The following is a 23,665-nucleotide window of genomic DNA, read 5'->3' as shown; positions in this document are numbered from 1 at the left end:
TGTCCGGGCGGCCCGCGCCGTTGTCCGGCGCCTGGGGCGGGGTGGTGGCCGTTCAGGTGCCGGTCTTTTGCGGCGCCTCGGCGGCCTCCTGCTCTGCGAGGAAGCGTTCGGCCTCGAGCGCGGCCATGCATCCCATGCCGGCGGAGGTGACGGCCTGCCGGTACTTGTGATCGGTCAGGTCACCCGCGGCGAAGACGCCGGGCACCGAGGTGGCGGTGCTGTCGGGCTGGGTGACGACGTAGCCGCCCATATGGGTGTCGAGCTGGTCGACCACCAGTTCCGAGGCCGGCGCGTGGCCGATGGCGATGAAGACCCCCTTGCAGGGCACCTCGCGCGCCGCGCCGGTCTGGGTGTGCTTGACGCGCACGCCCTCGACCCCGAGGGGGTCCTGGCTGCCCAGCACCTCGTCGAGGACGTGGTCCCACAGGATCTCGACCTTGGGGTGGTTGAAGAGCCGGTGTTGCAGCACCTTTTCGGCGCGCAGCTCGTCGCGGCGGTGGATCAGCGTGACCTTGGAGGCGAAATTTGTCAGGAACAGTGCCTCTTCGACCGCCGCGTTGCCGCCGCCGATCACCACGACCTCCTGCCCGCGGTAGAAGAACCCGTCGCAGGTGGCGCAGGCCGACACGCCGAAGCCCTTGAACTTCTCCTCCGACGGCAGGCCCAGCCATTTCGCCTGGGCGCCGGTGGCCAGGATCACCGCATCGGCGGTGAAGGTCGTGCCGCTGTCGGCCTCGGCGGTGAAGGGCCGGGTGGCGAGGTCAAGCCGGGAAATGTAGTCGGAGATCACCTCGGCGCCCATGGCGCGGGCATGGGCCTCCATGTTTTGCATCAGTTCGGGGCCCTGGATCTCGGTCTCGCCGGGCCAGTTCTCGACCTCGGTGGTGATGGTCAGCTGCCCGCCGGGCTGGATGCCCTGGATCAGCACCGGCTCCAGCATGGCCCGCGCGGCATAGACCGCCGCGGTATAGCCTGCCGGGCCGGACCCGATGATCAGTACCCTGCAATGCCGTGTCTCGCCCATAGCCGACTCTTTCCTGCAAACCCCGTCTGGTCCGGACGATATAATGCGACCGGCGGATATGCGAAAGCCCCGGCGCGGGCCGGGCGGCAGGTCGTTTCCGGAGTGTGCCTTTAAAAATCTTGCGCAACGGTGAAATATTATTGCGCAGGTTTCGGGCTGAGCCTATTATCCGCAAAAATCCTCGGGAGAGCAGAAATGGCCGGCGCGAAACTCGACCAGATCGACCGCAAGATCCTGTCCGAGTTGCAGGCCGACGGGCGTATGACCAACGTGGAACTCGCCCGACGGGTGGGTATTTCGGCGCCCCCCTGCCTGCGCCGGGTGCGCACGCTCGAGGAGGCGGGGTTCATCCGCGGCTACCATGCCGATGTCGACATCCGCGAGCTGGGCTTCGAGGTGCAGGTCTTCGCGATGGTGGGGCTGCAAAGCCAGGCCGAGGCCGACCTGAGCAAATTCGAGGAACGGTGCCGGGCCTGGCCGCTGGTGCGGGAGTGCCACATGCTCAACGGCGAGGTGGATTTCATCCTGAAATGCGTGGCCCCCGACCTGTCGACATTCCAGAACTTTCTGACCGAAAAGCTGACGGCGGCCGAGAACGTGGCCAGCGTCAAGACCTCGCTGGTGATCCGCTGCGCCAAGGACATGCCCGGCGTGCCGTTCGAGGTGCTGGAAGAGCGGCTGGGGCGGTCGGCCTAGCGCTTGCGCGCCAGCGCCAGCGCCTCGCTCAACACCTCGCGATCGCCGATATGATTGGCCAGGATCAGGATGAGCTGGGCGTTCAGCGCGTGGCTCTGTGCCTCGCTCAGCCCGCGATGGGCCGCCAGCAACTCGGCGTAGAACGCGTCATGGTCATCGAGATTGGGGGTGTCGATCAGCTTCATGGCCGGCCCTCCCAGAGCGCGCGGATCGCGGTGGCGATCTTGCGGCGCTCGGGCTCGACCCAACGCGCGGCGATCACCTGATCGGGGCGCACGAGGTAGAGCGCCTGCTCCGCTTCGCCAAGATAGCGCCTTTGCACCTCGTCGTTCAACTCTGCCGCGACGGTTTCGGCCTCCAGCCCCTCGGGGGCCGTGCAGTTGACCGCCAGGAGCTTGACGGTGCCGCCCAGCGTGTCGAGCAGCCAGCGATTGCCCTGGGGCGCGTCCACCGCCACGCTGCCGGGGCGGGTCAGCGCGGGCAGGTGCGGGTCGTCGGGGCCGAGGCCGGGATAGACGCACGGGGTGGACAGCCGCCCCGAATTGACCCAGCCCTGCGCGAACGCGGCCTTGCCGGCGAGCGCCAGAACCTGGTCGCGGAACAGCCGCTCGACCCCCGGTGCGGGCGTCATGAAGCGGGTGGCGCGGGAGGATTGCGCGATGTTCTCGTCGGCGCCGAAGACGCGCTCGCGGTCATAGCTGTCGAGCAGGGTCCGGGGCGCGCGCCCGTGAAGGACCGCGGCCAGTTTCCAGCCCAGGTTGTCGACATCCTGCATCCCGCCATTGCCGCCGCGCGCGCCGAAGGGCGATACCACATGCGCGCTGTCGCCCGCGAAGATCACCCGGTGATGGACGAAGGTCTTCAGCCGGCGGCACTGGAAGCTGTAGATGCTGACCCAGTCCAGCTCGAAATCGGGGCCCACCAGCTTTTCCACGCGGGGGACGACGTTTTCGGGTTTCCTTTCTTCATCCGGGTCGGCGTCCCAGCCCAGTTGCAGGTCGATGCGGTAGATGTTGTCGGCCTGCCGGTGCAACAGCGCGGATTGCCCGTCGTGGAAGGTGGGCTCGAACCAGAACCAGCGTTCCGAGGGGAAATCGGCCTCCATCTCGACATCGGCGATGAGGAAGCGTTCCTCGAACAGCTCGCCCTCGAAATCGAGGCCGAGCATCGCGCGCAGCGTCGAACGCGCGCCGTCGCAGGCCAGCACGTAGTCGGCCTTGAGGCCGTAGCTGCCGTCCGGTGTCTTGACCGTGACATGGGCGGTGTCTTCGCCCTGGTCGAGCGCGGTGACGCGGTTCTTGAAGCGCAGATCGACAAGGGGGTGATCCATCGCCCGATCGACCAGGAACTCTTCGACGTAATATTGCTGGAGGTTCACGAAGGGCGGCATCTTCTGCCCCGGTTCGCGTTCCAGGTCGAAGTGAAATATCTCGTCGTCGCCGTGGCAGATGCGGCCGACGCTCCAGGTCACGCCCTTGGCCAGTACCTTGTCGCCGATGCCCAGCCGGTCGAAGATCTCCAGGCTGCGTTTGGACCAGCAGATCGCGCGAGAGCCCATCGAGACGACGTTGTTGTCGTCGAGGACAACCGAGGCCACCCCGTGATTGGCCAGCTCCAGCGCCATCGCCAGCCCGATCGGCCCGGCACCCACGACGACCACCTTGTGCCGGGGCTCGGGCGCGGTCAGGCCCGGGGGCGCGACATAGGGGTAGGACCGATAGTCGTAGGGCATCAGTCGTCCTCCGTCCGGCCGCGCCGCGACAGCGCGCGCGCGCTCCACACCGCGGTGCCGCCGAAGAACAGGCCCAGAATGGCGAAAACCTCGACGCCCGAGGCCCCGTCGATACCCTTGATCGCGAGCGTACCGAGAACCGCGGCCAGACCCGCAAGGCCGATGCCCAGGCGGAGCCGCAACTCGCCCCTTTCAGGGCCCTTGCTCATGATTGTCTCCCACACCGGTTCTTTATTGTTATCCTTTGTTGGAGCCTAAAATCCCTGAGCGGGGCCTGCGCTGCAACCTGTTTTTTGTCGCTTTTTGTCGCTGCTGCGGAGGCCGGGCGCGGCGCATTTGCCCTATTGACGCACTCGTTGCAGCCGCAACAAGGTTGCCGAAACGGGCGGATGGCAGAAAGGGCCGTAGGTGAATATCGAGCCGACCGATACCTTCTTGCTGGACGAATTCCTCCCCTATCAGCTTTGCGTGGCCGCCAACCAGGTGAGCCGCAGCTTTGCCGAGCGGTTCCGGCGCGATTTTGGCATTTCCATCGCCGAGTGGCGGGTGCTGGCGCATCTGTCGCGGGCCGTTGCGGTCAGCGTGCGCGAGATCCATGCCTGCGTGGACATGGACAAATCCAAGATCTCGCGCGCGGCCGCGCGGCTGGAGCAGGCTGGATATGTCACCAAGCGCGAGAACCCCGGCGACCGCCGCCTGGTCGAGTTGGAACTGACCGCCACGGGCCGGGCGCTGGTGGCCGAGCTGTTGCCGGTCGCGCTGCAGTTCCAGCGCGACCTCTTGCGCCGCCTGGGCGCCAAGGGGCCGGCCGTGCGCGAGGCGATGCGTTCGATGATACGCGAGGCGCCCGGCGCGGGCTGAGCGCACCCTTGCGCTTGCCCGGCGGGTCCGCGACGCCTAAGCCTGCGACAGATCGGAGCGGCTGCACGGGAGGAGAACCATCATGACCGGCATCGTCATACTGGGGGCGGCGCGCACCGCCGTCGGCACGTTCGGGGGCAGCCTGGCGGGTGTGCCGCCGATCGAGCTGGCCGCGGTGGCGGCCCGCGCGGCGCTGGGCCGCGCCGGGATAGAGGGCGCCGACATCGGCCATGTTGCCTTTGGCCATGTCATCAACACCGAGCCGCGCGACATGTATCTCAGCCGCGTCGCCGCCATGGCTTCCGGCATCCCCGAGACCACGCCGGCGATGAACGTCAACCGGCTGTGCGGGTCGGGCGTGCAGGCCATTGTCTCGGCCGCGCAGGCGCTGATGCTGGGCGATGCGGAGCTGGCGCTGGCCGGCGGGGCGGAAAGCATGAGCCGGGCGCCCCATATCCTGCCCGCCGCGCGCTGGGGCCAGAAGATGGGCGATGCGGGCGCCGCCGACATGATGCTGGGCACGCTCAGCTGCCCCTTCGGCACCGGGCATATGGGGGTGACCGCCGAGAACGTGGCCCGCGCCCACGCGATCACCCGCGAGGCGCAGGATGGCTTTGCGCTGGAAAGCCAGCGCCGGGCGGCAGAGGCCATCGCGGCGGGGCGTTTTACCGACGAGATCGTGCCGGTCGAGGTGCAGCGCCGCCGCGAGACCCTGAGTTTCGATACCGACGAGCACCCCAAGCCGACCACGGCCGAGGCGCTGGCGGGCCTGAGACCCGCGTTCGCGCGGGACGGCACGGTGACCGCAGGAAATGCCAGCGGCCTTAACGACGGGGCCGCGGCGCTGGTGCTGGCGCGCGAGGGCGCGGCGGCGGGCGGCACGCCGCTGGCGCGGATTTTGGGCTATGCCCATGCCGGCGTCGCCCCCGAGGTGATGGGCATCGGCCCGGTGCCCGCGGTCGAGGCGCTCTGTGCGAAGACCGGGCTGGATGTCGGGGATTTCGACGTGATCGAAAGCAACGAGGCCTTCGCCGCCCAGGCGCTGGCGGTGAGCGCGGCGCTGGGCCTCGACCCGGCGCGGGTCAACCCCAATGGCGGCGCCATCGCGCTGGGCCACCCGGTGGGGGCGACCGGCGCGATCATCACCGTCAAGGCGCTTTACGAGTTGCGGCGGATCGGCGGACAGCGGGCGCTGGTGACCATGTGCATCGGCGGCGGGCAGGGCATCGCGCTGGCGCTGGAGCGGATGTGACGCCTGTCTGAAGGAGGCCCCTTGCGGGGCCGCACCTGAGGGTTTGCGCGCCTGAGGGCGCGCGGTTGGGGTATTTTCGCCAAGAAGAAGGCGCTAGCGCAGGCGCAGGCTGGCCCGGGCGCTTTGGCCGTCGGCGTCGATCACCGTGAGCGTGACGAAGCCGGGGCCGGGTGGCGGCAGCGTGGCCTCGCGCCGGTAAAGCGCGGTGAGTCGCGGTGCGCCGTCGGTCATCACGGTGAAGGGCGGGCGGCCGTTGCGCAGCTTGATCGTCAGGGGGGCGCCGGCCAGCGCGATGTCGGCGCCGTCGGGCGGGAAGGCGATGGCCGGGGCTTCGGGCGATTGGCCCCGCGGTCCGCCGAAATGGCGCAGCGGCGCGGGCAGCGCGGCATTGGCCAGGATCAGCGTGTCGGGCGGTGCGGGGGGCAGCGGGCTGTGGCCCAGCCTTGCGAAAACCTCGAAGAGGAGCGGGGCGGCGAGATCGGCGCCGAACGCGCCGGGCACCGGTGTGCCGTCGGCCCGGCCGAGCCAGACCGCGGCCACATGGGCCCCGTCGAAGCCCACGGCCCAGGCATCGCGGTGGCCGTAGGAGGTGCCGGTCTTGAAGGCGAGGCGCCCCTGGGGGGCGGTGGCGGGCGCGGGCACGCCGCGCAGGATGTCGCCGACCTGCCAGGCGGCGCGCGGCGACAGGACCGGCTGGGCGGGGGGCGGCGGCGGCCCGCCCGCGCGCCAGTGCAGTGCCACCGGCCGCCCGCCATCGGCGAGTGCCGCGTAGAGGCGGACGAGATCCTCGAGGCTGAGGCCGAGCCCGCCGAGGGCCACGGCAAGCCCGGGCTGCCCGCCGGGCAGCAGCGGGGCGGCACCGGCGCGGCGCAGGCGGGCCATCAGGCGGGCCGGGCCGACGGCGGCGGCCAGCTTCACCGCCGGGATGTTGAGCGAGAGTTGCAGCGCCCGGGCGAGGCGGATGGTGCCATGGAAGCGCCCGTCGAAATTGGTGGGCGCATAGGAGCCGAAGGCGGCCGGGCGGTCCTCGATAAGGGTTTGGGGGTGGGCCAGCCCGTCGTCGAAGGCCAGCCCGTAGACCAGTGGCTTGAGCGTTGAGCCCGGCGAACGGGGGGCGGTGGTCATGTCGACGAAACCCGACCGCGCGGTATCGGTGTAATCGGGGCTGCCGACATGGGCCAGCACGGCGCCTGTCCGGTGATCGGCCACGAGGATGGCGGCCGAAAGGCGCGCGTCGCGGCCCTGAACCGCGCGGCGTGCCAGCGCGGCCATCGACCGTTGCAGCGCGGCATCGACGGTCAGCCGGTGGCGCGCGGTGTGCGGCCTTTCGGCCCGGACGCGGGCGGCGAGATGGGGGGCGAGCGCGGGCATCGGGCGGCGGGCGCCGGGCATCGGCGCGCGGCGGGCTGTGGCGGCGGCGTCGGGGTCGAGAAGGCCGGCCTCGACCATGCGGGCCAGCACGCGGCCGCGCGCGGCGCGGGCGGCGTGGCGGTGGCGGTCGGGGCGGCGGGCCTCGGGGGCCTGGGGCAGGGCGACCAACAGCGCCGCCTCGGCCGGGGTCAGCCGCGCTGGCGGCTTGCCGAACCAGGCATGGGCCCCTGCGCGCACGCCTTCGAGATTGCCGCCCATTGGCACGTGCTGCAGGTAGAGCGCGAGGATACTTGCCTTGTCGAGCCCGCGTTCCAGCGCCAGGGCCACGCGGATCTGGCGCAGCTTGCCCGCCCAGCGGCCGGTGCCGCTGTCTTCCAGAAGGCGGGCGAGCTGCATGGTGATCGTCGAGCCGCCCGAGACCACACGGCCCCGCATCGCGGCCTGCGCCGCGGCGCGGATCAGTGCCAGCGGATCGACGCCGGGGTGGCGCAGGAACCTCTTGTCCTCGTAGGCGATCAGCATCGCGCGGTAGGTCGGGTCGACCGCGTCGGGAGAGGTGGCCAGGCGCCAGCGTCCGTCGGCCACGGTGAAGGCGCGCAGGAGCGTGCCCTCGCGGTCGACGACCTCGACCGAGGTTTCGGCGGCAAGCGGGGGCAGGTCGGTCGACGCGATCCAGCGGTCGAGGGTCCAGAGCGACGCGGCGCCCGCGAGGGCGAGCGCCGCGAGGGCGCGGTACGCGCGTCTCATTCGGTGACCCGCACCTGGCCGGTGCCGGTCCAGGCGCGGTAGGCGGGGCGGTACATGTCCTCGACGCTGGCGGCGGGGTGGCGGTAGTGCCCCGGTATGGTGGCGCGCAGGATGTAGCCCAGGCGGAATGCGTCGTCCGAGCGCCAGTCGACGGCGGCGACGAAGCGATCCTGGCGGAACTCGGCATGTTCGGCGGTGCCGGTGAGGTCAAGCCAGTCGAGCGCGTTGAGATCGCCGCCGCGCAACAGGTTGGGGTTGTCGATCTCGACACCCGCGGGCAGCGGGTCGGTCACGATCAGCCGCGCCTCCGAGGGGCCGAAGGGCGTGACCTCGATCACCGCGACAAGGCGGGTGCCGGCGGCGACGGTGCCGGGGTCGGCGGGCCGACCTTCCAGCGTGTAGTAGCGCCGGGCGATGGCGTAGCCGGTCCCGCCGGCGGGGTCGGCCACCGCGGGCACGCCGGTACGGTTGAGCGTGAGCTGCGCCGCGCGGTCGGTGCCGTTGACGAGGGTGGCGGGGGCATCGCCCGCCGTGAGCGCGCGCACCAGAGGGCCTGACAGCGCCGCGCCGTTCAGGGTGAAGCCCTGGGCGCCCGGCCGGTCGATCAGGGCGTGGGCGGCCAGCAGCGTCCACATCGCCTCTTGCGTCGAGCGCGGGCCCGGCGCGGCGAGGCGGTCGGCCAGCGCAGCGCGGTCGACCGCCTGGCTGCCGGCCTCGGCGACCAGCGTCAAAAGGCCCGCCGCGTCGCGCAGGGGGGTGCCGTAATCGGCGCGCCAGACCGGGCGGGCGGGGGCCTGGGCCCGCGCCAGCAGGGCGGCGGCGCGGGCGAACATCGCGTCGGCCCGGCGCTGTTCGCCATAGGCGGCCAGCGCGGCGCCCAACTGGCCGGCGGCCAGCGGCGTGGCAAACGCGTCGCCCTTGACGTCAGCGTAATAACGCAGATCGCCCATGGCCGCCGCGCCCTCGCGCGCGAGCACCATCAGCGCATAGGCGATGTCTTCGCCGCCCTCGTCGAAATCGGGGGCGTAGGAGATGCGGTTGCGCAGATTGTCGAGCGCGGAGCGGAAGGCGGGCGCGGGCACTTCGATCCCCTGCCCCCTCGCCCGCGACAGGAAATCGGTCACATAGGCGTCGAGCCAGAAATCGCCCGAGGACGCGGCCCACAGGCCGAAGGCACCGTTGGCCGATTGCCGGGTCAGCACGGCGGTTACGGCGTCGGCGATGCTGGCGCGGGTGTCGTCGCGGTCGCCCAGGCCCAGTGCCGCGGCCACTTCGTCGAGATAGAGCAGGGGCAGCGCGGCCGAGGTGATCTGCTCGGTGCAGCCATAGGGGTAGCGGTCGAGCTGGCGCATCAGCCCGGCGGCGTTCAGCCGGGCGAGCGGACCGATGGCCAGCGTCGCCGCCCCGGTGCCGGGAAGGAACTCGGCGAAAAGCTGGTCGTCCAGCGTCAGGCTGTCGCCGACCGCGAGGGTCAGGCGCGAGACGCGGGCGATTTCGGGGTCGTTGACCTGCACCGGCAGCGCGAGGGATTTGACCAGGTGCTTGCCGTCCGGCGTGGTCAGCGCCACGCGGATCTCATGAAGGCCCGGCCCCCCGGCGGTGATGGGGATCGTCAGCGCCGCCTTGCCCTTGTCGGCCAGCGTCAGGCCGGGCGGGATCGCGTCGGCGTCGAGGACCACGCCCTCGGCGCTGACATCGAGGCCCATCCGGCCCGCCGGTCCCTTGGCATGGGCAATCTCCAGGCGCAGCCGGCTTTGGTCGCCGGGGGCGAGGAAGCGGGGCAGGCTGGCGGTCACAACCACGGGGTCGCGCACCAGGATATCGGCCTCGGCCTGGCCCACGCCGGTGGGCGACCAGACCACGGCCATCAGCCGCACGGTGCCGTTGAAGGCGGGCAGGTCGAGGCGGGTGCGGGCATAACCGTCGGGGCCGACGGTGACGGGCCCCTCGAACAGCGCCAGCAGCTCTTCGGTGGGCGGCGGGGCCTGCATCCGCATCTGCGCCGCCCCGTCCCCGCCCGAGCGCACGACGCCCATTGCGCCGGTGGCAGCGTCGATCAGCCGGCCGTAGACGTCGCGCAGGCCCATCCCCAGCTTGCGCTGGCCGAAATAGTGGCCGTCCGGGTCGGGGCTGGCGAAACCGGTGAGGTTGAGGATACCCAGATCGACCGCGGCGATGCTGGCATGGGCGGTTTCGCCCGGCGCGATGCCCTCGACCTTTAGCGCCACGTCGAGGGGCGCGCGGGGCCCGGCCTCGGCGGGCATGTCGAACGCGGCCGACAGGCGGTGCGGGCCCGGGTCGACGCTGGCATGGGCCAACCCCAGCGCGCGGGTGGGCGCCTGGCCCTCGGCGCCCGCCATCGGGCGGATCAGCGTGGCCGCGACATAGGCCCCGGCGCCCCACTCGTCGGTCACCGGCAGCTCGACGGTGGCCTCGCCCTCGGCAAGCTCGACCATGCGCATGTCGATCAGCCGGTTCGACATCACCGTGATCAGCGCCTTGCCCGCGGCGCGCGGCACCAGCCTGAGGCGCGCGGTGTCGCCCGGGGCATAGGCGGCGCGGTCGAGCCCCACCTCCAGCATGTCGGGCGTTTCGCTGGCGTCGGCCGCGGCGAACCAGCCTGCGCGGAAGCCTACCGAACTGGCGGCGAAGGGCCTGCCGCGGTGTTCCACCGAAAGCTCGTACCGACCCCAGCCCACAGGCAGGTCCAGCGAGAGGCGCCCGCCCGCAAGCACTGCCTCGCCATTGGCGATGCGGGTGCGGGTGGTGATCGGCTCCCACCGCCAGCGGCCATCCGTCTGGTACCACTGGTAGCGGGTGTTGACGCGGCTCAGGGCCCACCGCACCGGCAGGGCGCGCAGCGTGCCGTCGGGGCCAAGGCCGATGACATCGAATCCGGCCTCGGCGCCCTCTGGCAGCACGCCGTCAAATCGCGGCTTGATGCCGATCATCGGGCCGCTTGCAGAGACCGCGCGGGTGATCTGCCGTTCCACCGGGCGGCCCGAGCCTTCGGACAGCCGCACGGTGATGTCGGCCTCCAGCGGTCGGCCCAGGGCCTCGGCCTCGGGCAGGCTCAGCGCCAGGCGCGCGGTGCCGTCGCCGTTGGTGCGGCCCTCGGGCAGCACGCTCAGGCGTTGGGAAAATGGCGCATCGTGCGGACCGAAGCGGTAACCGGGCCAGTCGGCCAGGCCATCGGCGGCGCGCAGGCGCACCGTGCCCTCGATGGGCAGATCGCCCGCCGGCGCGCCGAAGAGGTAACGCGCGTCGATCGAGAGGGTGGTGCCGCCCGCCGCGGGCAGCGGTCCCTCGGGCAGGGAGAGGTCGAAATCGATGCGTTCTGGCAGGAAATCCTCGACCAGGAATGTCTCGGCGGCCAGCGCCGGTGCCTCGGGGTCGGCATGGACGGCCAGCCGCCATGTGCCGCGCGGCGCGCTGCCGGCGATGGGCAGGGCGAAGACATGGCCGCCGGCGATATCGTCGGTCGAGACCGCGCGGCTGTATTCCACCCCGTCGGGCCGGGTCAGGATCGCGGTCAGCGGCACACCCGCCACCGCCTCGGCCCGCCCGTCGCGCATCAGCGCGGTGGCGTGTACCACCTCGCCCGCGCGATAGGCGCCGCGGTCGGTGGTCAGGAAGGCGTCGATGGGCGGCGCCGGTTCGCGCCCCTCGACCCCGCGGTCGGACAGGTCGAATTCGGGGCCGCTGAGCGACAGGAAGGCGATGTCGGCCGCGCCGTCCTGCACCGTCACCAGTGCCGGCGCCGCGCCGCCGGTGCCGCGCGTCAGCCCCGGGGCAAAGCGGACATAGCCGTTCGCGTCGGTCGCTGCCGTGCCCAGCACCGCGTTGGCCTGCGACAGCAGCGTGACGGTCACGCCCGCCTTGGCCCCGGCGCTGGCCAGGCTGCGCACGAAGACGTGCAGCCCGTCCACACCCTGCATCGTGGCGAGCCCGAGGTCGGAGAGCACGAACCACTGCGTGGCGGCGGGGGCCTGGTACGGGTCGGCGCCCGGAATGGCCGCCTGCAGCGCATAGATGCCCGGTGGCTGGCCCTTCAGCGCGTCCGCAAGCGGCAGGCGCGTTGTGACGTCGCGGTTGAGCGCCATGCCCACCTCGGCCTCGCCGGTCCACAGCTCTTCGGCCAACTGGCCGGTGAAGCGGTCGTCCTGCCATGGCGAAAGCGGGCGGCCGAAGAAATCGTCCTGGATCGCGCGGATCAGGTTGCGCTCCGACACCCGGCGCAGGCTGAGCGTCAGCCGCTCGGCATTGACCGTGACCACGGGCAGCGCGGCTGGCCCGGCCGATGGAAGGACATAGGCCCGACCGGGAAAGCGCACCGCGGGGCTGCGGTCGCGGACGTAGAGGTCCAGCGTCACCGGCTTGGCCAGCGACTCGCCGCTTTGCGCCGGCAGCCCCTCGCGGAAGGTCAGCCGGTAACGCGCGCCATGCGCGACCCCCTCGACACAAAGCTGGCGGCCGTCGGCGGTTACCGCGAGGCCGGGTTCGGGCACTTGCACGAAGGGTGCGTAATCGACCCCCGCGGGTGCCAAGGGTTCGGAAAAGACCGCGCAGAGGCGCGGGCTTGCCGCGTCGCTTTCCACCTCGTGCTCGACGATGCGAAAGCCGTATTTGGCCACGGCGTCGTCCAGCATCCGCTGCGTGTCGTCGCGGGGCGCGAGCGCCTGGGCCAGCCTGAGCGCCGGGATCATGTCGCGCCCGCGGTCGAGCCGGTCCAGCGCGCGGGCCATTACCGTCAGCGCATTGGCGCGCACCGGCCCGCCGGCGCCGCGCAGGTAGCCATTGGCCGCCGCCGCAAGCGCCCGCGCATCGGCGATGCGGCGGGCGCGACGGGTATCGGCCTGTCGTGCCAGCAACAGCGCGGCATAGTCGACCCAGAGGTCGGCGGCGTCGCCCAGCGTCAGGGCGGCCCCGGTCAAGCCGAGCGCACCCTCCAGGTTGCCCGCAGCGCGCGCGCGGCGGGCGGCCTCGGCCAGTTCCGCCTCGTTGCCGTCGCGGGCATAGTGGCGCAGACCCAGACCCTCGGCCAGATCGCGTGCCTGCGCCAGGTCGGAATCGGCCAGGAAACCCAGATCGGCGGCGCGCTCTGCCGCCCGTGCCAGAACGGCGCTGTCGGTGTCGAGTACCCGTGCCGAGAGCGCACCCTGGTAAGGCGCGGTCCCGTCGACGCCGGTCTTGGGAAAGCAGGCGTTGGAGCGGATGTTGAAGGTGAACGCCCGGCACCGCGGGTCGCTGAGGCAGGCGCGCTGGCAGGCGTTGAGCGTGGAGTCGAAGATCGTGCGGATATCGCCGCCAGGGAAATCGACATCGGGGGAAATCGCGATGCGGCGGTCGGGCACCGGGCCTTGCTGGGCCTGCCCGGCGCCAGCGATCGCCACCAGCGACAGCATCAGCAGCAATAGCACACGGGTCATCGCACGCCTCCCTAGGCCCTTTGAAAGGATGCTGACACAGCGCCCAAGCGATTGGCAACGATTCCCCCCGGGCGCGTTAAGCCGCGATTTACCTTGTCGGGCAAGGATCGGCCCAGCGCCGAAGAGGAAGGCCAAGGGATGGAGCTTGCACGAAAACTGGCCGAGGAGACGCGGGCGCGGCTGGCCGCCGAGCGCCTGCTCGACCAGAAAAGCCGGGAGTTGTTCGAGGCCAACCGCCGCCTGTCGGCACATGCGCAAAGCCTGACGAAAGAAATCAGCCAGACGCGGCGCACCGCCGAGGACCTGCGCGGCAAGAACACCCGGGCGCTGTGCGAGCTGGAACAGGCCAGCGAGGCCGCCTCGCTGGCCGAACGGCGGCTGTGGGACGCGGTCGAGACCGTGCGCGACGGGTTCGCGCTTTTCGATGCCGAGGATCGGCTGATCGCGGCCAACCGGGCCTATCTCTCGATTTTCGACGGGCTCGACGCGGTGCGCGCGGGCGTCGGCTATGACGAAATCCTGCACCTCTCGGCCGAGGAAGGCATCGTCGATACCGGCGCGCTCGGCCGCGCCGGCTGGATCGCCGAGATGCGCGCGCGCTGGCGGGCCGACCCGGTGCCGCCACGGGTGGTGCGGCTCTGGACCGGACAGTACATCAAGCTGATCGACCGGCGCACGCCCGCCGGCGACATGGTTTCGGTGAACCTAGACATCACCGAGATGATGCGTATCTGGTCCGCGGTCGAGGCGATCCCCGACGGCTTCGTGCTTTTCGACCACGAGGACCGGCTGGTGATGTGCAACGAACGCTACCGCGAGATCTATGCCGAGAGCGCGCCCGCGCTTCAGCCCGGTGCCAGTTTCGAGGATATCCTGCGTTACGGGTTGCGGCACGGCCAGTACGGCGATGCCGGCAGCCGCGAAGACGACTGGCTGGCCGATCGGCTGATCCGCCACCAGTCGGCCGACGGGATGATCGAACAGCAGCTCGGCAACGGCCGCTGGGTGCGTATCCTGGAAAAACGCACCCCCGATGGCGGGCTTGCGGGGCTGCGCGTGGACATCACCGAGCAGAAGCGCCAGCAGCAGGCGCTGGAAGAGGCCCGCGTCGCCGCCGAGGCCGCGAACCGGGCGAAATCGGCCTTTCTCGCCAATATGAGCCACGAGTTGCGCACCCCGATGAACGGCGTTGTCGGCATGGCGGAGCTGTTGTGCGACACCGACATGACCGGGGAACAGCGCGTCTATGCCCAAACCATCCGCAGCTCTGCCGAGGCGCTGTTGACCCTGCTCAACGACGTGCTGGACTATTCCAAGATCGAGGCCGAAAAGCTGACGCTCCACGCCGCGCCATTCGACCTGGAACGCATCGTCCACGAGGTGTTCCTGTTGTTGCAGCCCGGCGCCAGGGCCAAGGGGATCGACACCTATATCGACTACGACATGTTCCTGCCGACGCGGTTTCGCGGCGATGCCGGGCGGGTCCGGCAGGTGCTGACCAACCTCGTCGGCAACGCGGTGAAGTTCACCGAGGAGGGCCATGTCCTGGTGCGCGTCGTCGGGCTGGAGGCCGGGCCGCCGGGGCACCGGCAGATCCATATCACCGTCGAGGATACCGGCATCGGCATCGACCCCGAGATGCACGCCCATGTCTTTGGCGAGTTCAACCAGGTGGAAGACCAGCAGAACCGCATGTTCGAGGGCACCGGGCTGGGGCTGTCGATCACCCGGCGGCTGGTCGGGCTGATGGGCGGCGAAATCTGGCTTGAAAGCCGCAAGGGCGAGGGGGCGTGCTTTGGCGTGCGCCTCGTGCTGCCGGTGGCGGAAAGCGCCGCCGAGGCGCGGTTTTGCCGCCCCGAGGCGGTGCGGCGGGTCACGGTGGTCGACGATCACGAGGTCAACCGGACGATACTCGACCGCCAGTTGTCACAGCTTGGCATCAAGGTCACGCTGCACCGCGATGCCGAGGCGGCCCTGGCCGACGAGACGTGGCAGGCGGGCTGCGACCTGGTGATCACCGATTACCAGATGCCCGGACGCGACGGGGTGGCCTTTGCCCGGGCGCTGCGCGAGACGGGGTTTGCGCAGCCGGTCGTGCTGTTGAGCTCGGACCCGTCGGTGCTGGGCGACGCTGCGGCACGAGAGGCGGTGGACGCGATCCTGCAAAAGCCGCTGTTGCGCCGGCGTCTTTACGAGGCGATCGAAAGCCTCGCCGCCGGCGCGCCGCCCGGTGCCGGTCCGGCAAGGGCGATGCGCGTGCTGACTGCCGAGGACAACCGCACCAACCGGCTGGTCTTCGGCAACATGGTCAAGGGGGCGGATATCGAGCTGACCTTTGCCGAAAGCGGCGAAGAGGCCCTCGCCGCATGGCAGGCGACCCGTCCCGATCTGATCTTCATGGACATCTCGATGCCCGGGCTCGACGGCAAGGCGACGACCCGCGCGATTCGCGCCCGCGAGGCGGCCGAGGGGCGCGCGCGCGTGCCCATCGTCGCGCTGACGGCCCACGCGCTAGAGGGCGACGGCGCCGACATCCTGGCCGCGGGTCTGGACGAATACCTGACCAAGCCGTTGCGGCGCGGCGCGCTGGTGCAGGCCATCGCGGCCCATGCCCCGCCCGGCTGCCGCCCGGTGCTGCCCGAACGGGCCGCAGCCGGGCCGGGCTGAACGGCTCAGCCCTCGGGCGCGCTTCGCAGGAAAACGGGCCGGTCGGGCCCGGACAGATCGGGGGCAAAGCGGTAGCCGCCGGTATCGAACTCGGCCAGCGCGGCGGGGTCGGTCAGCCGGCGTTCCATGACGAACCGGGCCATCGCGCCGCGGCCCTTCTTGGCGAAAAAGCTGACGATCCGCGGCGCGCCGCCCACGCGGTCTTCCATGAAGACCGGGGTGACGACGCGAAGCGTCAGCGCCTGGCGGTCGACCGCGCCGAAATATTCCTGGCTCGCGCAGTTGACCAGCGTGCCGGTGCCCGCCTCGGCAGCGGCCTCGTTCAGCGCAAGCGCCAGCCGGTCGCCCCAGTAGTCGTAAAGGCTCTTGCCCCTTTGGGTCGCCAGCCTGCTGCCCATCTCCAGCCGGTAGGGCTGGATCGCGTCGAGCGGGCGCAACAGGCCGTAAAGCCCCGAGAGAATGCGCAGGTGGCCCTGAGCATAGCGCAAATCGTCGGGGTCCAGCGTGCGCGCCTCGAGCCCGGCATAGGTGTCGCCGTCGAAGACCAGCGCGGCGGGCTTGGTTTCCTCGGGGCAGGGATCGGCGGAAAACCCGGCAAAGCGGTCGGCGTTGAGCCGGGCCAGCTTTTCGCTGATCCCCATGAGTTTTTGCAGCGCCGCGACGTCGAGGCCGCGGGCCACGCCAGCCAGATGCGCCGCGTCGGCCTGAAACGCGGGCCGTGTGACATCCAGCCCCTGAACCGCGCGCTCATCCAGGCGTTTCGCGGGCGAGATGACCACGAGCATCGGCAGACCTCCATTGTGAACCGGCAAGCTATCTAGCAGAGCGTCGGGCGGCGTCCAGCCGCTCAGCCCTCGGCCAGCACGTCAAGGAAGGCCGGGCCGAAGCGTTCGGTCTTTTGCGGGCCCATGCCCGGCAGGCGTTCCATCTCGTCAAGGCTGGCCGGGCGCCGTTCGGCGATCCGGCGCAGCGTGGACTGGTTGCAATTGAGGTATTTTCCCGTGCCGTCGGTGCCCCGGCTCAACTGCATCTGCACGTCGACCAGCCGGTCGTAGAGCGCGCCCTCGGGCCGGCCGGCCAGCTTGCGCCTTGCAGGGTGCGGCGTCTCTGACGCGGCGCCGGTGACGATTTCCAGAAAGGCCGCGCCGTAGCGTTCCAGCTTTTTCGCGCCGACGCCGCCGATGCGGGCCATCTCGTCCAGGGTCTGGGGCCGGGTTTCGGCCATCTCGATCAGCGTGCGGTCGTTGAAGATCACGTAGGCGGGCACGCGGGCGGCCTCGGCAAAGGCGCGGCGCCTGGCCTTGAGCGCGGACAGGAGCGGCGCGTCCTCGTCCGAGACCAGCGCCTTGACCGCCGGCCGTGCACGGCCGGCGGCGCGGATCGTGTCGCGGCGCAACTCGATCGCCTCTTCGCCCTTGAGGATCGGCCGCGCCGCGGCGGTCATCCGGAGCGCGCCGTGGCGCTCGGGGTCGGGGCGCACGAGGTCGCGCCCCATCATCTGGCGAAACACCGCCTGCCAGCCCTTGCGGTCGAATTCGCGCCCCACGCCGAAGGTGGGCAACTGGTCATGGCGGCGGGCGCGCACCTTGTCGGTGGTCGTGCCCGTCAGGATGTCGACCAGGTGGCCGGTGCCGAACCACTCGCCCGTGCGCAGGATTGCCGACAGCGCCTTTTGCACCGCCTCGGTGGCGTCGAATACCTCGGGCGGGGTGTCGCAGAGATCGCACTTGCCGCAAGGCTGGGCCGCTTCGCCGAAATAGCCCAAGAGCGTCTGCCGCCGGCACCCCAGCGCCTCGGCCAGGCCCAGCAGGGCGTTGAGGCGGGCGTGGTCGGCCGCGCGCCGCTCGGGCGGGGCGAGGCTTTCGTCGATCTGGGTGCGGCGCAGGCGGATGTCTTCGGGGCCGTACAGCGTCAGCGTCTCGGCGGGCGCCCCGTCGCGGCCGGCGCGGCCGATTTCCTGGTAATAGGCCTCGATCGATTTCGGCAGGTCGGCATGGGCGACCCAGCGGATATCGGGCTTGTCCACTCCCATGCCGAAGGCGACCGTGGCCACCACGATCAGCCCGTCCTCGGTCTGGAAGCGCGCCTCGACATGACGCCGCGCGTCGGGCCCCATCCCGCCGTGATAGGCGCAGGCGGCGTGGCCGTCCTGGGCCAAGGCCTGGGCCAGCGTTTCGGTCTTGGCCCGCGTGCCGCAATAGACGATGCCCGGCTGGCCCTTGCGCGCGGCGGCGAAGTCGAGGATCTGGCGGCGCGGGCCGTCCTTGGGCGCGAAGGCGAGGTGGATATTGGGCCGGTCGAAGCCGCGCAGGAAGATCTCGGGCGGTGCGCCATCGAACAGCCGCGCGACGATCTCGTCCCGCGTTTCGGCATCGGCGGTGGCGGTAAAGGCGGCCAGAGGCACGCCCAGCGCCTGGCGCAACTCGCCGATGCGCAGGTAGTCGGGGCGAAAATCGTGGCCCCACTGGCTGACGCAATGGGCCTCGTCCACGGCGATCAGGCCGACGCCGATCCGGCGCAGCATGTTGGCGGTGCCGGCCGAGGCCAGCCGCTCGGGCGCCATGTAAAGCAATTTCAGGCTTCCTGCGTCGAGCGCGTCGAACACCGCGCGGGTTTCCTCGTCGGTATTGCCCGAGGTCAGCGCGCCCGCGGCCACGCCGGCCTCTTTCAGCCCGCGCACCTGGTCGCGCATCAGCGCGATCAAGGGCGAGATGACCACCGTCACCCCCTCGCGGCAAAGCGCGGGCAACTGAAAGCACAGCGACTTGCCCCCGCCCGTGGGCATGATCGCCAGCGTGTTGCGCCCCTCGGTGACGGCACGCACGATATCTTCCTGGCCGGGACGGAAGGCGGAAAAGCCGAAGACCGAGGACAGCAGGTCAGACGCAGAGGGCATGGGCCTGTGGGATTTGATGAAAACTGCTCGTTTTCATGGACCATCCCACACTAAGAAACGGTGAACAAGCCCTCGAGGTCAGACAAACAGGTATATGTTGTTGGCGATGATGATTCTGATGGCATATATCGCGATCAGAACGACCAGCGGCGCCAGGTCGAAACTGCCGGTTTGGGGCAGAATGCGGCGCACCGGCGCGTAGAGAGGCTCCAGCAGGCGGTTCAGCCCGTCCCAGATCTGGCGGACCAGCGGCTGGTAGAGGTTGAGCACCTGAAAGCTGATCAGCCAGCTCATGATCACCTGCACGATGATGATGAACCACACGATATCTAGGATCAGCAGCAGGATTTGGAGAAGCGACAACATCGGGCAAGACCTTCTTTGGGCGGCGTTCGACGAAGAGGTAAGGGGCTGCGCCGCGCCGCGCAACCGGCTTTGCGCCGCCGGCCCTTGACGGCGCCTGCACGGAAGGGCTGTCTCGGGCGCGGAAGGAGTCGCCGATGTACCCGTTCCTGCGCCTGGCCAACGAATTCCGCGAGCACCGCAATGCCGCGCCGCTGCCGATCACCGGTACCCATGTGTCGCACCATCGCTGCTGGCCGTGGGATCTCGACATCTGGCGCGAGCTCAACAACGGGCGCACGCTGACGTTGCTCGACCTGGGGCGCCTGCCGCTGGCGCGCCGGATGGGTCTGATCGACACGCTGAGGCGCGAAGGGTGGGGGCTGACCATGGCCGGCGTCTCGGTACGCTACCGGCGGCGGGTGCGGGTTTTCGACCGGATCGAGATGAAAAGCCGCCTGCTGGGTTGGGACGAGAGGTTTTTCTACATCGAGCAAGGCATGTGGGTGCGCGGCACCTGCGCCAATCACGCGCTTTACCGGGCGGCGGTCACCGACGAGACCGGCCTTCTCGCGCCCGTCCGCGTTGCCGCGGCGATGGGCGTGGCCGGGTCGCCCGACCTGCCCGGTTGGGTCGCCGCCTGGATCGCCGCCGAGGCCGAACGCCCCTGGCCGCCGATGGACGGGGCGTGACGCCACGGGCCGTTGTGCCCGGTACGTTTCCGGGGTTTTATGCGCCAAAGGCCTTTGGGGGGACAGTGCATGGCAGACCGGGGGGCGCGGCGGCGCATATGGGGCTGGTGGTTCTTCGACTGGGCCAGCCAGCCCTTCAGCACGCTCTTGCTGACCTTCATCTTCGCCCCTTACGTGAAAGACCTGCTTGACGATGGCAGCGCGGCGCAGGCGGCCTGGGGCTACGGTGTCGGCGCGGCCGGCATCCTGATCGCGCTGGCCGCTCCCGTGCTGGGCGCGATCGCCGACAAGAGCGGCGGGCGCATGGGCTGGATCGCGCTGTTTTCGCTGCTTTACGTCGCGGGTTCGTGGGGCCTGTGGTGGGCGGCGCCCGACAATTTCAACATCGTTCTGATCCTGATGTCCTTCGGACTGGGGCTGATGGGGCTGGAATTCGCAACGATCTTCATCAACGCGATGCTGCCCGACCTGGGGCCGCGGGCCGAACTGGGGCGCATCTCGGGCGCCGGCTGGGCCTTCGGCTATCTCGGCGGGCTGGTGGCGCTGATGATCATGCTGGCCTTTTTTGCCGAGGGCGATGGCGGGCGCACGCTGATCGGACTGGTGCCGGCGCTGGGTCTCGACGGCGCGGCGCGCGAGGGCACGCGCTTTGTCGGGCCGTTCACCGCGCTGTGGTACCTGCTCTTCATGATCCCGTTCTTCTTCTGGATGCGCGAGGCGCCGCACCCGCACAGAACGACGCTGAAAGGCGCGGTCCGGACCGTCTGGCCCGAGCTGAAGGCGACGCTGCGCCGGCTGCCGCGCGCGCCCAGCCTGATGGCCTACCTGGCCTCGTCGATGCTCTATCGGGACGCGCTGAACGGGATCTACGTCTTCGGCGGCATCTACGCGGCGGGTGTACTGGGCTGGTCTGTCGTCGATGTGGGCATCTTCGGCATCATCGCCCTGCTGACGGGCGCGGCGTTTTCCTGGGTGGGCGGACAGGCCGACCACCGCTTCGGACCCAAGCCGGTGATCGTGGTCACGGTGATCGCGCTGACGCTGATCGCGGCGGGGGTGATCTTCATCTCGCGCGAGGCCGTGTTCGGCATCGCCGTCGCGCCAGGGTCGAACCTGCCGGACATCGCGTTTTACGTCCTCGGCGCGGCCATCGGCTCGGCCGGGGGGGCGCTGCAGACGGCGAGCCGCACGATGATGGTGCGCCAGGCCGACCCGGCGCGGATGACCGAGGGGTTCGGGCTGTACGCCCTTGCAGGCAAGGCGACAGCGTTCCTCGCGCCGATCTCCATCGGGGTGGTGACCGATGTCACCGGCAGCCAGCAAATGGGCATCGCCCCGCTTGTTGTGCTTTTTCTGTTGGGGCTTTTTCTGCTACTCTTCGTCAAGGCAGACGGCGAACGGGCAGAAACATGGCACGCATTATCCTGACGGTCCTGCTATTGGCGGGGCTTGCCGGCGCGGCGACGGCCGAGCCAAAGGCAAACGAGCTTTTCGGCGCGATGAAAGCAGGCAGTCCGCACCAGCCGGCGGCCTTCGGCAGCTATGCCAAGGGCTGCGCGGCCGGGTTGGTGGAATTGCCCGAGACCGGGCCCACCTGGCAGGCGATGCGGCTGAGCCGCAACCGCAACTGGGGCCATCCCGACACGATCGCCTTTATCCAGCGGCTCAGCCGCGAGGCCACGCGCCACGGCTGGCTGGGGCTTTATGTGGGCGATATCAGCCAGCCCCGCGGCGGGCCGATGACCAGCGGGCACCGCTCGCACCAGATCGGGCTCGACGCCGATATCTGGATGTCGCCGCCCAAGCGGCTGAACCTCAGCCGGGCCGAGCGCGAGAGCTTGTCCGCGATCTCTGTGCGCAGCGCCGACCAGCGACGGGTGAACGGCAATTACACCCGCGCCCATGGCGCGATCTTGAAAGCCGCGGCGCTGGACCCGGCGGTCGACCGCATCTTCGTGACCGCCCCGGTCAAGATCGAGCTGTGCAAGCAGGCCACCCGGTCCGACCGGAAATGGCTGCAGAAGATCCGGCCGCTTTACGGGCACCACTACCATTTCCACGTGCGGCTGAAATGTCCCGCGGGCTCGCCCGGCTGCCGCAAGCAGTCGCCGACGGTGGCCGAGCTGTCGAAGGGCGGCGATGGCTGCGACGAGACGCTGCAATGGTGGGTGACCGATTACCTTGACCCGCCCAAGGCGACCAAACCCGCCAAACCGTCCAAGCCCGCGCCCAAGCGCCGGCACCCGCGCGATTACACCATGGCAGATCTGCCCAGCCAATGCGCGCAAGTGCTCGCGGCGCGCTGATCCTCGTTTTCCTCGGCCTCGCGGCGCTGGCCGGCGTGCCCGCGCCCGAGCTGGCGCACGCTCGCCATGCCGGGTCGGCCTGGGCGAAGGCGCCCGATCTGGGCATCGGCGGGCTTTCGGGGCTGGAGCTTTCGCCAGACGGCGCAAGCTTTGCCGCGATTTCCGACCGGGGCTTTTTCGTCACGGGGCGGCTTTCGCGGCAGGACGGCCGGCTGACCGGGCTGGCCGGGCTGAAGGTCTGGCCGATGCGCGGCCCCGGGGGCGGGGTGCTGACCGGCGCCGATGCCGAGGGATTGGCCCGCGGCGCCGATGGCGCGCTCTACGTCTCTTTCGAGGGCACCGAGGGCGGCGTCATGCGCTTTGAAGGTCCCGATGCGCCCGGCCGCCCTCTGCCGTACCCGGCGGGCTTCGCGCCGCGCCATGACAACCGGGGATTGGAACTGTTGTCGGCGGGTCCGGACGGTACGCTCTTTTCCCTGCCGGAATGGCCCGCGGAGAACGGCCGCTTTCCTGTCTTCCGTTTCATCGACGGCGCCTGGACGCAGCCCTTTTCGATTGCCGCGGAGAGCGGGTTCAGCCCGGTGGGCGGCGATTTCGGGCCCGACGGACACTTCTACCTGCTGGAACGCCAGTTGATCGCGCCGGTGGGCTTTCGCAGCCGGGTACGCCGTTTCGACCGGGGCCCGGGCGATCCGGGCGCCGGCCGCGTGATCCTGGCCACGCCACCAGGCCGGCACGGCAACCTGGAGGGGCTGTCGGTCTGGCGCGACGGGGATGGCCGGATCAGGCTGAGCATGGTGTCGGACGACAATTTCCTGGCGCTGCAACGCGGTCAGATCGTCGAATACGTACTGGACGCAGGCGGCCCAGCCGGGTAAGGAGCCTTGCCCGCACGGTGCGGGCCAAGTCTCCGCCACCTTGTAAAAACGGATCATACCCATGTATCGCACGCTTTTGCCCGGCATCCTTGCCATGGCCGCCATCGTGGTGGCGTCGAATATCCTCGTGCAGTTCCTGTTCGGCCAATGGCTGACCTGGGGCGCCTTCACCTACCCGCTGGCCTTCCTGGTCACCGACGTGATGAACCGCGTCTACGGGCCCGCGCAGGCGCGCAAGGTGGTTTTGGCCGGCTTCGTCGTGGGGATCGCGTGTTCGTTCGTCGGCACCCAGATCCAGGGCGAGTTCGGCCCGCTGGTCACGCTGCGCATCGCGCTGGGCTCTGGTCTGGCCTTTCTCACCGCGCAACTGCTGGACGTGGCGGTGTTCGACCGGCTGCGCGAGGGCCGCTGGTGGCGCGCGCCGCTGACCTCGACCCTGATCGGATCGTCGGTCGATACGGTGCTGTTCTTTACCATCGCGTTTTCGTCATGGCTGGCCGTTCTCGAGCCCGGCAACGACGTGGCCTGGGCCAACGAGGCGCTGCCGCTTCTGGGTGTGGGGCCGGTTGCGCCGCTCTGGATGTCGCTGGCTTTGGCCGATTGGGGTGTCAAACTTGCCCTCGCCTTGGTCGCCCTGGTGCCATTTCGCCTGATTGTTGGTCGGCTGATGGCACGTGTTGCGTGATTTCTTTTGACAGACACAAAATCTGTGTCACTCTCAGATCAACGGAAGCAACTGAAAGGAGGTGGTCCAGTGTCTAGAGCGATGTTG

General features: G+C 70.0%; 18 protein-coding genes. 9 read left to right on the top strand and 9 right to left on the bottom strand.

From position 1 onward, the window contains the following. Positions 1–52: 52 nt before the first annotated feature. The gene (gene trxB / locus Ga0609869_RS17230; protein WP_125403465.1) at positions 53–1,024 is read right to left on the bottom strand and encodes a thioredoxin-disulfide reductase; all 972 of its coding nucleotides are present in this window, start codon (positions 1,022–1,024) and stop codon (positions 53–55) included. Positions 1,025–1,219: 195 nt separating this feature from the next. Here trxB and Ga0609869_RS17225 point away from each other — a divergent pair, with 195 nt between their 5' ends. Continuing rightward, on the top strand, positions 1,220–1,720 hold the full coding sequence (locus tag Ga0609869_RS17225; protein WP_125403466.1) for an Lrp/AsnC family transcriptional regulator: 501 nt from the start codon (positions 1,220–1,222) through the stop codon (positions 1,718–1,720). Here Ga0609869_RS17225 and Ga0609869_RS17220 read toward each other — a convergent pair. The 3 genes from Ga0609869_RS17220 to Ga0609869_RS17210 are packed head-to-tail and all read right to left on the bottom strand — an operon-like array spanning position 1,717 to position 3,661. Continuing rightward, positions 1,717–1,905 carry a DUF2783 domain-containing protein gene (locus Ga0609869_RS17220; RefSeq protein ID WP_125403467.1) on the bottom strand — a complete coding sequence of 63 codons (189 nt, stop codon included), beginning with the start codon at positions 1,903–1,905 and terminating at the stop codon, positions 1,717–1,719. The genes Ga0609869_RS17225 and Ga0609869_RS17220 overlap by 4 nt on opposite strands. Next, positions 1,902–3,452, bottom strand: a complete 1,551-nt coding sequence (locus Ga0609869_RS17215) for an FAD-dependent oxidoreductase (RefSeq protein ID WP_125403468.1) — start codon at positions 3,450–3,452, stop codon at positions 1,902–1,904. The genes Ga0609869_RS17220 and Ga0609869_RS17215 overlap by 4 nt, the downstream gene beginning before the upstream one ends. Beyond that, the gene (locus Ga0609869_RS17210; RefSeq protein WP_125403469.1) at positions 3,452–3,661 is read right to left on the bottom strand and encodes a hypothetical protein; all 210 of its coding nucleotides are present in this window, start codon (positions 3,659–3,661) and stop codon (positions 3,452–3,454) included. The genes Ga0609869_RS17215 and Ga0609869_RS17210 overlap by 1 nt, the downstream gene beginning before the upstream one ends. A 199-nt stretch (positions 3,662–3,860) precedes the next feature. Here Ga0609869_RS17210 and Ga0609869_RS17205 point away from each other — a divergent pair, with 199 nt between their 5' ends. After that, positions 3,861–4,313: a MarR family winged helix-turn-helix transcriptional regulator gene (locus Ga0609869_RS17205; RefSeq protein ID WP_245972109.1), complete on the top strand. Its 453-nt coding sequence runs from the start codon at positions 3,861–3,863 to the stop codon at positions 4,311–4,313. Between the two features lie 82 nt (positions 4,314–4,395). Further along, the gene (bktB, locus tag Ga0609869_RS17200; protein ID WP_125403470.1) at positions 4,396–5,565 is read left to right on the top strand and encodes a beta-ketothiolase BktB; all 1,170 of its coding nucleotides are present in this window, start codon (positions 4,396–4,398) and stop codon (positions 5,563–5,565) included. 93 nt (positions 5,566–5,658) lie between these two features. On the opposite strand, the gene pbpC is transcribed toward bktB, so the two are convergent. Both pbpC and Ga0609869_RS17190 read right to left on the bottom strand, forming a co-directional pair. Further along, positions 5,659–7,683 (bottom strand): penicillin-binding protein 1C, encoded by a 2,025-nt coding sequence (gene pbpC, locus Ga0609869_RS17195; RefSeq protein ID WP_369022877.1) that lies wholly within the window; start codon positions 7,681–7,683, stop codon positions 5,659–5,661. Then, positions 7,680–13,112 (bottom strand): alpha-2-macroglobulin family protein, encoded by a 5,433-nt coding sequence (locus Ga0609869_RS17190; protein WP_125402987.1) that lies wholly within the window; start codon positions 13,110–13,112, stop codon positions 7,680–7,682. Before Ga0609869_RS17190 ends, pbpC begins: the two co-directional genes overlap by 4 nt. Before the next feature lie 138 nt (positions 13,113–13,250). Between Ga0609869_RS17190 and Ga0609869_RS17185 the strand changes: the two genes are divergently transcribed. Next, positions 13,251–15,779, top strand: a complete 2,529-nt coding sequence (locus Ga0609869_RS17185) for a hybrid sensor histidine kinase/response regulator (RefSeq protein ID WP_125402988.1) — start codon at positions 13,251–13,253, stop codon at positions 15,777–15,779. Between the two features lie 5 nt (positions 15,780–15,784). Here the strand turns inward: Ga0609869_RS17185 and yaaA are convergent, their stop codons facing one another. The 3 genes from yaaA to Ga0609869_RS17170 all read right to left on the bottom strand — a co-directional run bounded on the left by yaaA (position 15,785) and on the right by Ga0609869_RS17170 (position 19,041). Beyond that, on the bottom strand, positions 15,785–16,564 hold the full coding sequence (gene yaaA, locus Ga0609869_RS17180) for a peroxide stress protein YaaA (protein WP_125402989.1): 780 nt from the start codon (positions 16,562–16,564) through the stop codon (positions 15,785–15,787). A 62-nt stretch (positions 16,565–16,626) separates the two neighbouring features. After that, on the bottom strand, positions 16,627–18,675 hold the full coding sequence (gene recQ / locus Ga0609869_RS17175; RefSeq protein ID WP_125402990.1) for a DNA helicase RecQ: 2,049 nt from the start codon (positions 18,673–18,675) through the stop codon (positions 16,627–16,629). A 78-nt stretch (positions 18,676–18,753) separates the two neighbouring features. After that, entirely contained in the window at positions 18,754–19,041 is a 288-nt protein-coding gene (locus tag Ga0609869_RS17170) for a YggT family protein (protein WP_125402991.1), read from the bottom strand. Positions 19,042–19,175: 134 nt separating this feature from the next. Between Ga0609869_RS17170 and Ga0609869_RS17165 the strand changes: the two genes are divergently transcribed. The 5 genes from Ga0609869_RS17165 to Ga0609869_RS17145 all read left to right on the top strand — a co-directional run bounded on the left by Ga0609869_RS17165 (position 19,176) and on the right by Ga0609869_RS17145 (position 23,578). Continuing rightward, entirely contained in the window at positions 19,176–19,709 is a 534-nt protein-coding gene (locus Ga0609869_RS17165; protein WP_125402992.1) for an acyl-CoA thioesterase, read from the top strand. Positions 19,710–19,778: 69 nt separating this feature from the next. Beyond that, positions 19,779–21,137, top strand: a complete 1,359-nt coding sequence (locus Ga0609869_RS17160) for an MFS transporter (protein ID WP_125402993.1) — start codon at positions 19,779–19,781, stop codon at positions 21,135–21,137. Continuing rightward, positions 21,119–22,015 carry a penicillin-insensitive murein endopeptidase gene (mepA, locus tag Ga0609869_RS17155; protein ID WP_125402994.1) on the top strand — a complete coding sequence of 299 codons (897 nt, stop codon included), beginning with the start codon at positions 21,119–21,121 and terminating at the stop codon, positions 22,013–22,015. The genes Ga0609869_RS17160 and mepA overlap by 19 nt, the downstream gene beginning before the upstream one ends. Continuing rightward, positions 21,988–22,893 (top strand): esterase-like activity of phytase family protein, encoded by a 906-nt coding sequence (locus tag Ga0609869_RS17150; protein ID WP_125402995.1) that lies wholly within the window; start codon positions 21,988–21,990, stop codon positions 22,891–22,893. Before mepA ends, Ga0609869_RS17150 begins: the two co-directional genes overlap by 28 nt. A 61-nt stretch (positions 22,894–22,954) precedes the next feature. Further along, the gene (locus Ga0609869_RS17145) at positions 22,955–23,578 is read left to right on the top strand and encodes a queuosine precursor transporter (protein ID WP_125402996.1); all 624 of its coding nucleotides are present in this window, start codon (positions 22,955–22,957) and stop codon (positions 23,576–23,578) included. Positions 23,579–23,665: the final 87 nt, after the last annotated feature.

This window comes from Rhodovulum iodosum (assembly GCF_041020385.1).
Classification (GTDB): domain Bacteria; phylum Pseudomonadota; class Alphaproteobacteria; order Rhodobacterales; family Rhodobacteraceae; genus Rhodovulum; species Rhodovulum iodosum.
Note: the sequence above shows the minus strand (reverse complement) of the source record. Positions and strands in the feature narration are given on the sequence as shown.

Bases quoted from the DNA above. Each gene is read 5' to 3' on its own strand.
- Ga0609869_RS17150 (WP_125402995.1), top strand. From the start codon at position 21,988: ATGCGCGCAAGTGCTCGCGGCGCGCTGATCCTCGTTTTCCTCGGCCTC.
- mepA (WP_125402994.1), top strand. From the start codon at position 21,119: ATGGCACGCATTATCCTGACGGTCCTGCTATTGGCGGGGCTTGCCGGC.
- Ga0609869_RS17190 (WP_125402987.1), bottom strand. From the start codon at position 13,112: ATGACCCGTGTGCTATTGCTGCTGATGCTGTCGCTGGTGGCGATCGCT.
- Ga0609869_RS17220 (WP_125403467.1), bottom strand. From the start codon at position 1,905: ATGAAGCTGATCGACACCCCCAATCTCGATGACCATGACGCGTTCTAC.
- Ga0609869_RS17165 (WP_125402992.1), top strand. From the start codon at position 19,176: ATGTACCCGTTCCTGCGCCTGGCCAACGAATTCCGCGAGCACCGCAAT.
- bktB (WP_125403470.1), top strand. From the start codon at position 4,396: ATGACCGGCATCGTCATACTGGGGGCGGCGCGCACCGCCGTCGGCACG.
- Ga0609869_RS17170 (WP_125402991.1), bottom strand. From the start codon at position 19,041: ATGTTGTCGCTTCTCCAAATCCTGCTGCTGATCCTAGATATCGTGTGG.
- Ga0609869_RS17185 (WP_125402988.1), top strand. From the start codon at position 13,251: ATGGAGCTTGCACGAAAACTGGCCGAGGAGACGCGGGCGCGGCTGGCC.
- Ga0609869_RS17210 (WP_125403469.1), bottom strand. From the start codon at position 3,661: ATGAGCAAGGGCCCTGAAAGGGGCGAGTTGCGGCTCCGCCTGGGCATC.
- trxB (WP_125403465.1), bottom strand. From the start codon at position 1,024: ATGGGCGAGACACGGCATTGCAGGGTACTGATCATCGGGTCCGGCCCG.
- recQ (WP_125402990.1), bottom strand. From the start codon at position 18,675: ATGCCCTCTGCGTCTGACCTGCTGTCCTCGGTCTTCGGCTTTTCCGCC.
- Ga0609869_RS17160 (WP_125402993.1), top strand. From the start codon at position 19,779: ATGGCAGACCGGGGGGCGCGGCGGCGCATATGGGGCTGGTGGTTCTTC.
- yaaA (WP_125402989.1), bottom strand. From the start codon at position 16,564: ATGCTCGTGGTCATCTCGCCCGCGAAACGCCTGGATGAGCGCGCGGTT.
- Ga0609869_RS17225 (WP_125403466.1), top strand. From the start codon at position 1,220: ATGGCCGGCGCGAAACTCGACCAGATCGACCGCAAGATCCTGTCCGAG.
- Ga0609869_RS17215 (WP_125403468.1), bottom strand. From the start codon at position 3,452: ATGCCCTACGACTATCGGTCCTACCCCTATGTCGCGCCCCCGGGCCTG.
- pbpC (WP_369022877.1), bottom strand. From the start codon at position 7,683: ATGAGACGCGCGTACCGCGCCCTCGCGGCGCTCGCCCTCGCGGGCGCC.
- Ga0609869_RS17145 (WP_125402996.1), top strand. From the start codon at position 22,955: ATGTATCGCACGCTTTTGCCCGGCATCCTTGCCATGGCCGCCATCGTG.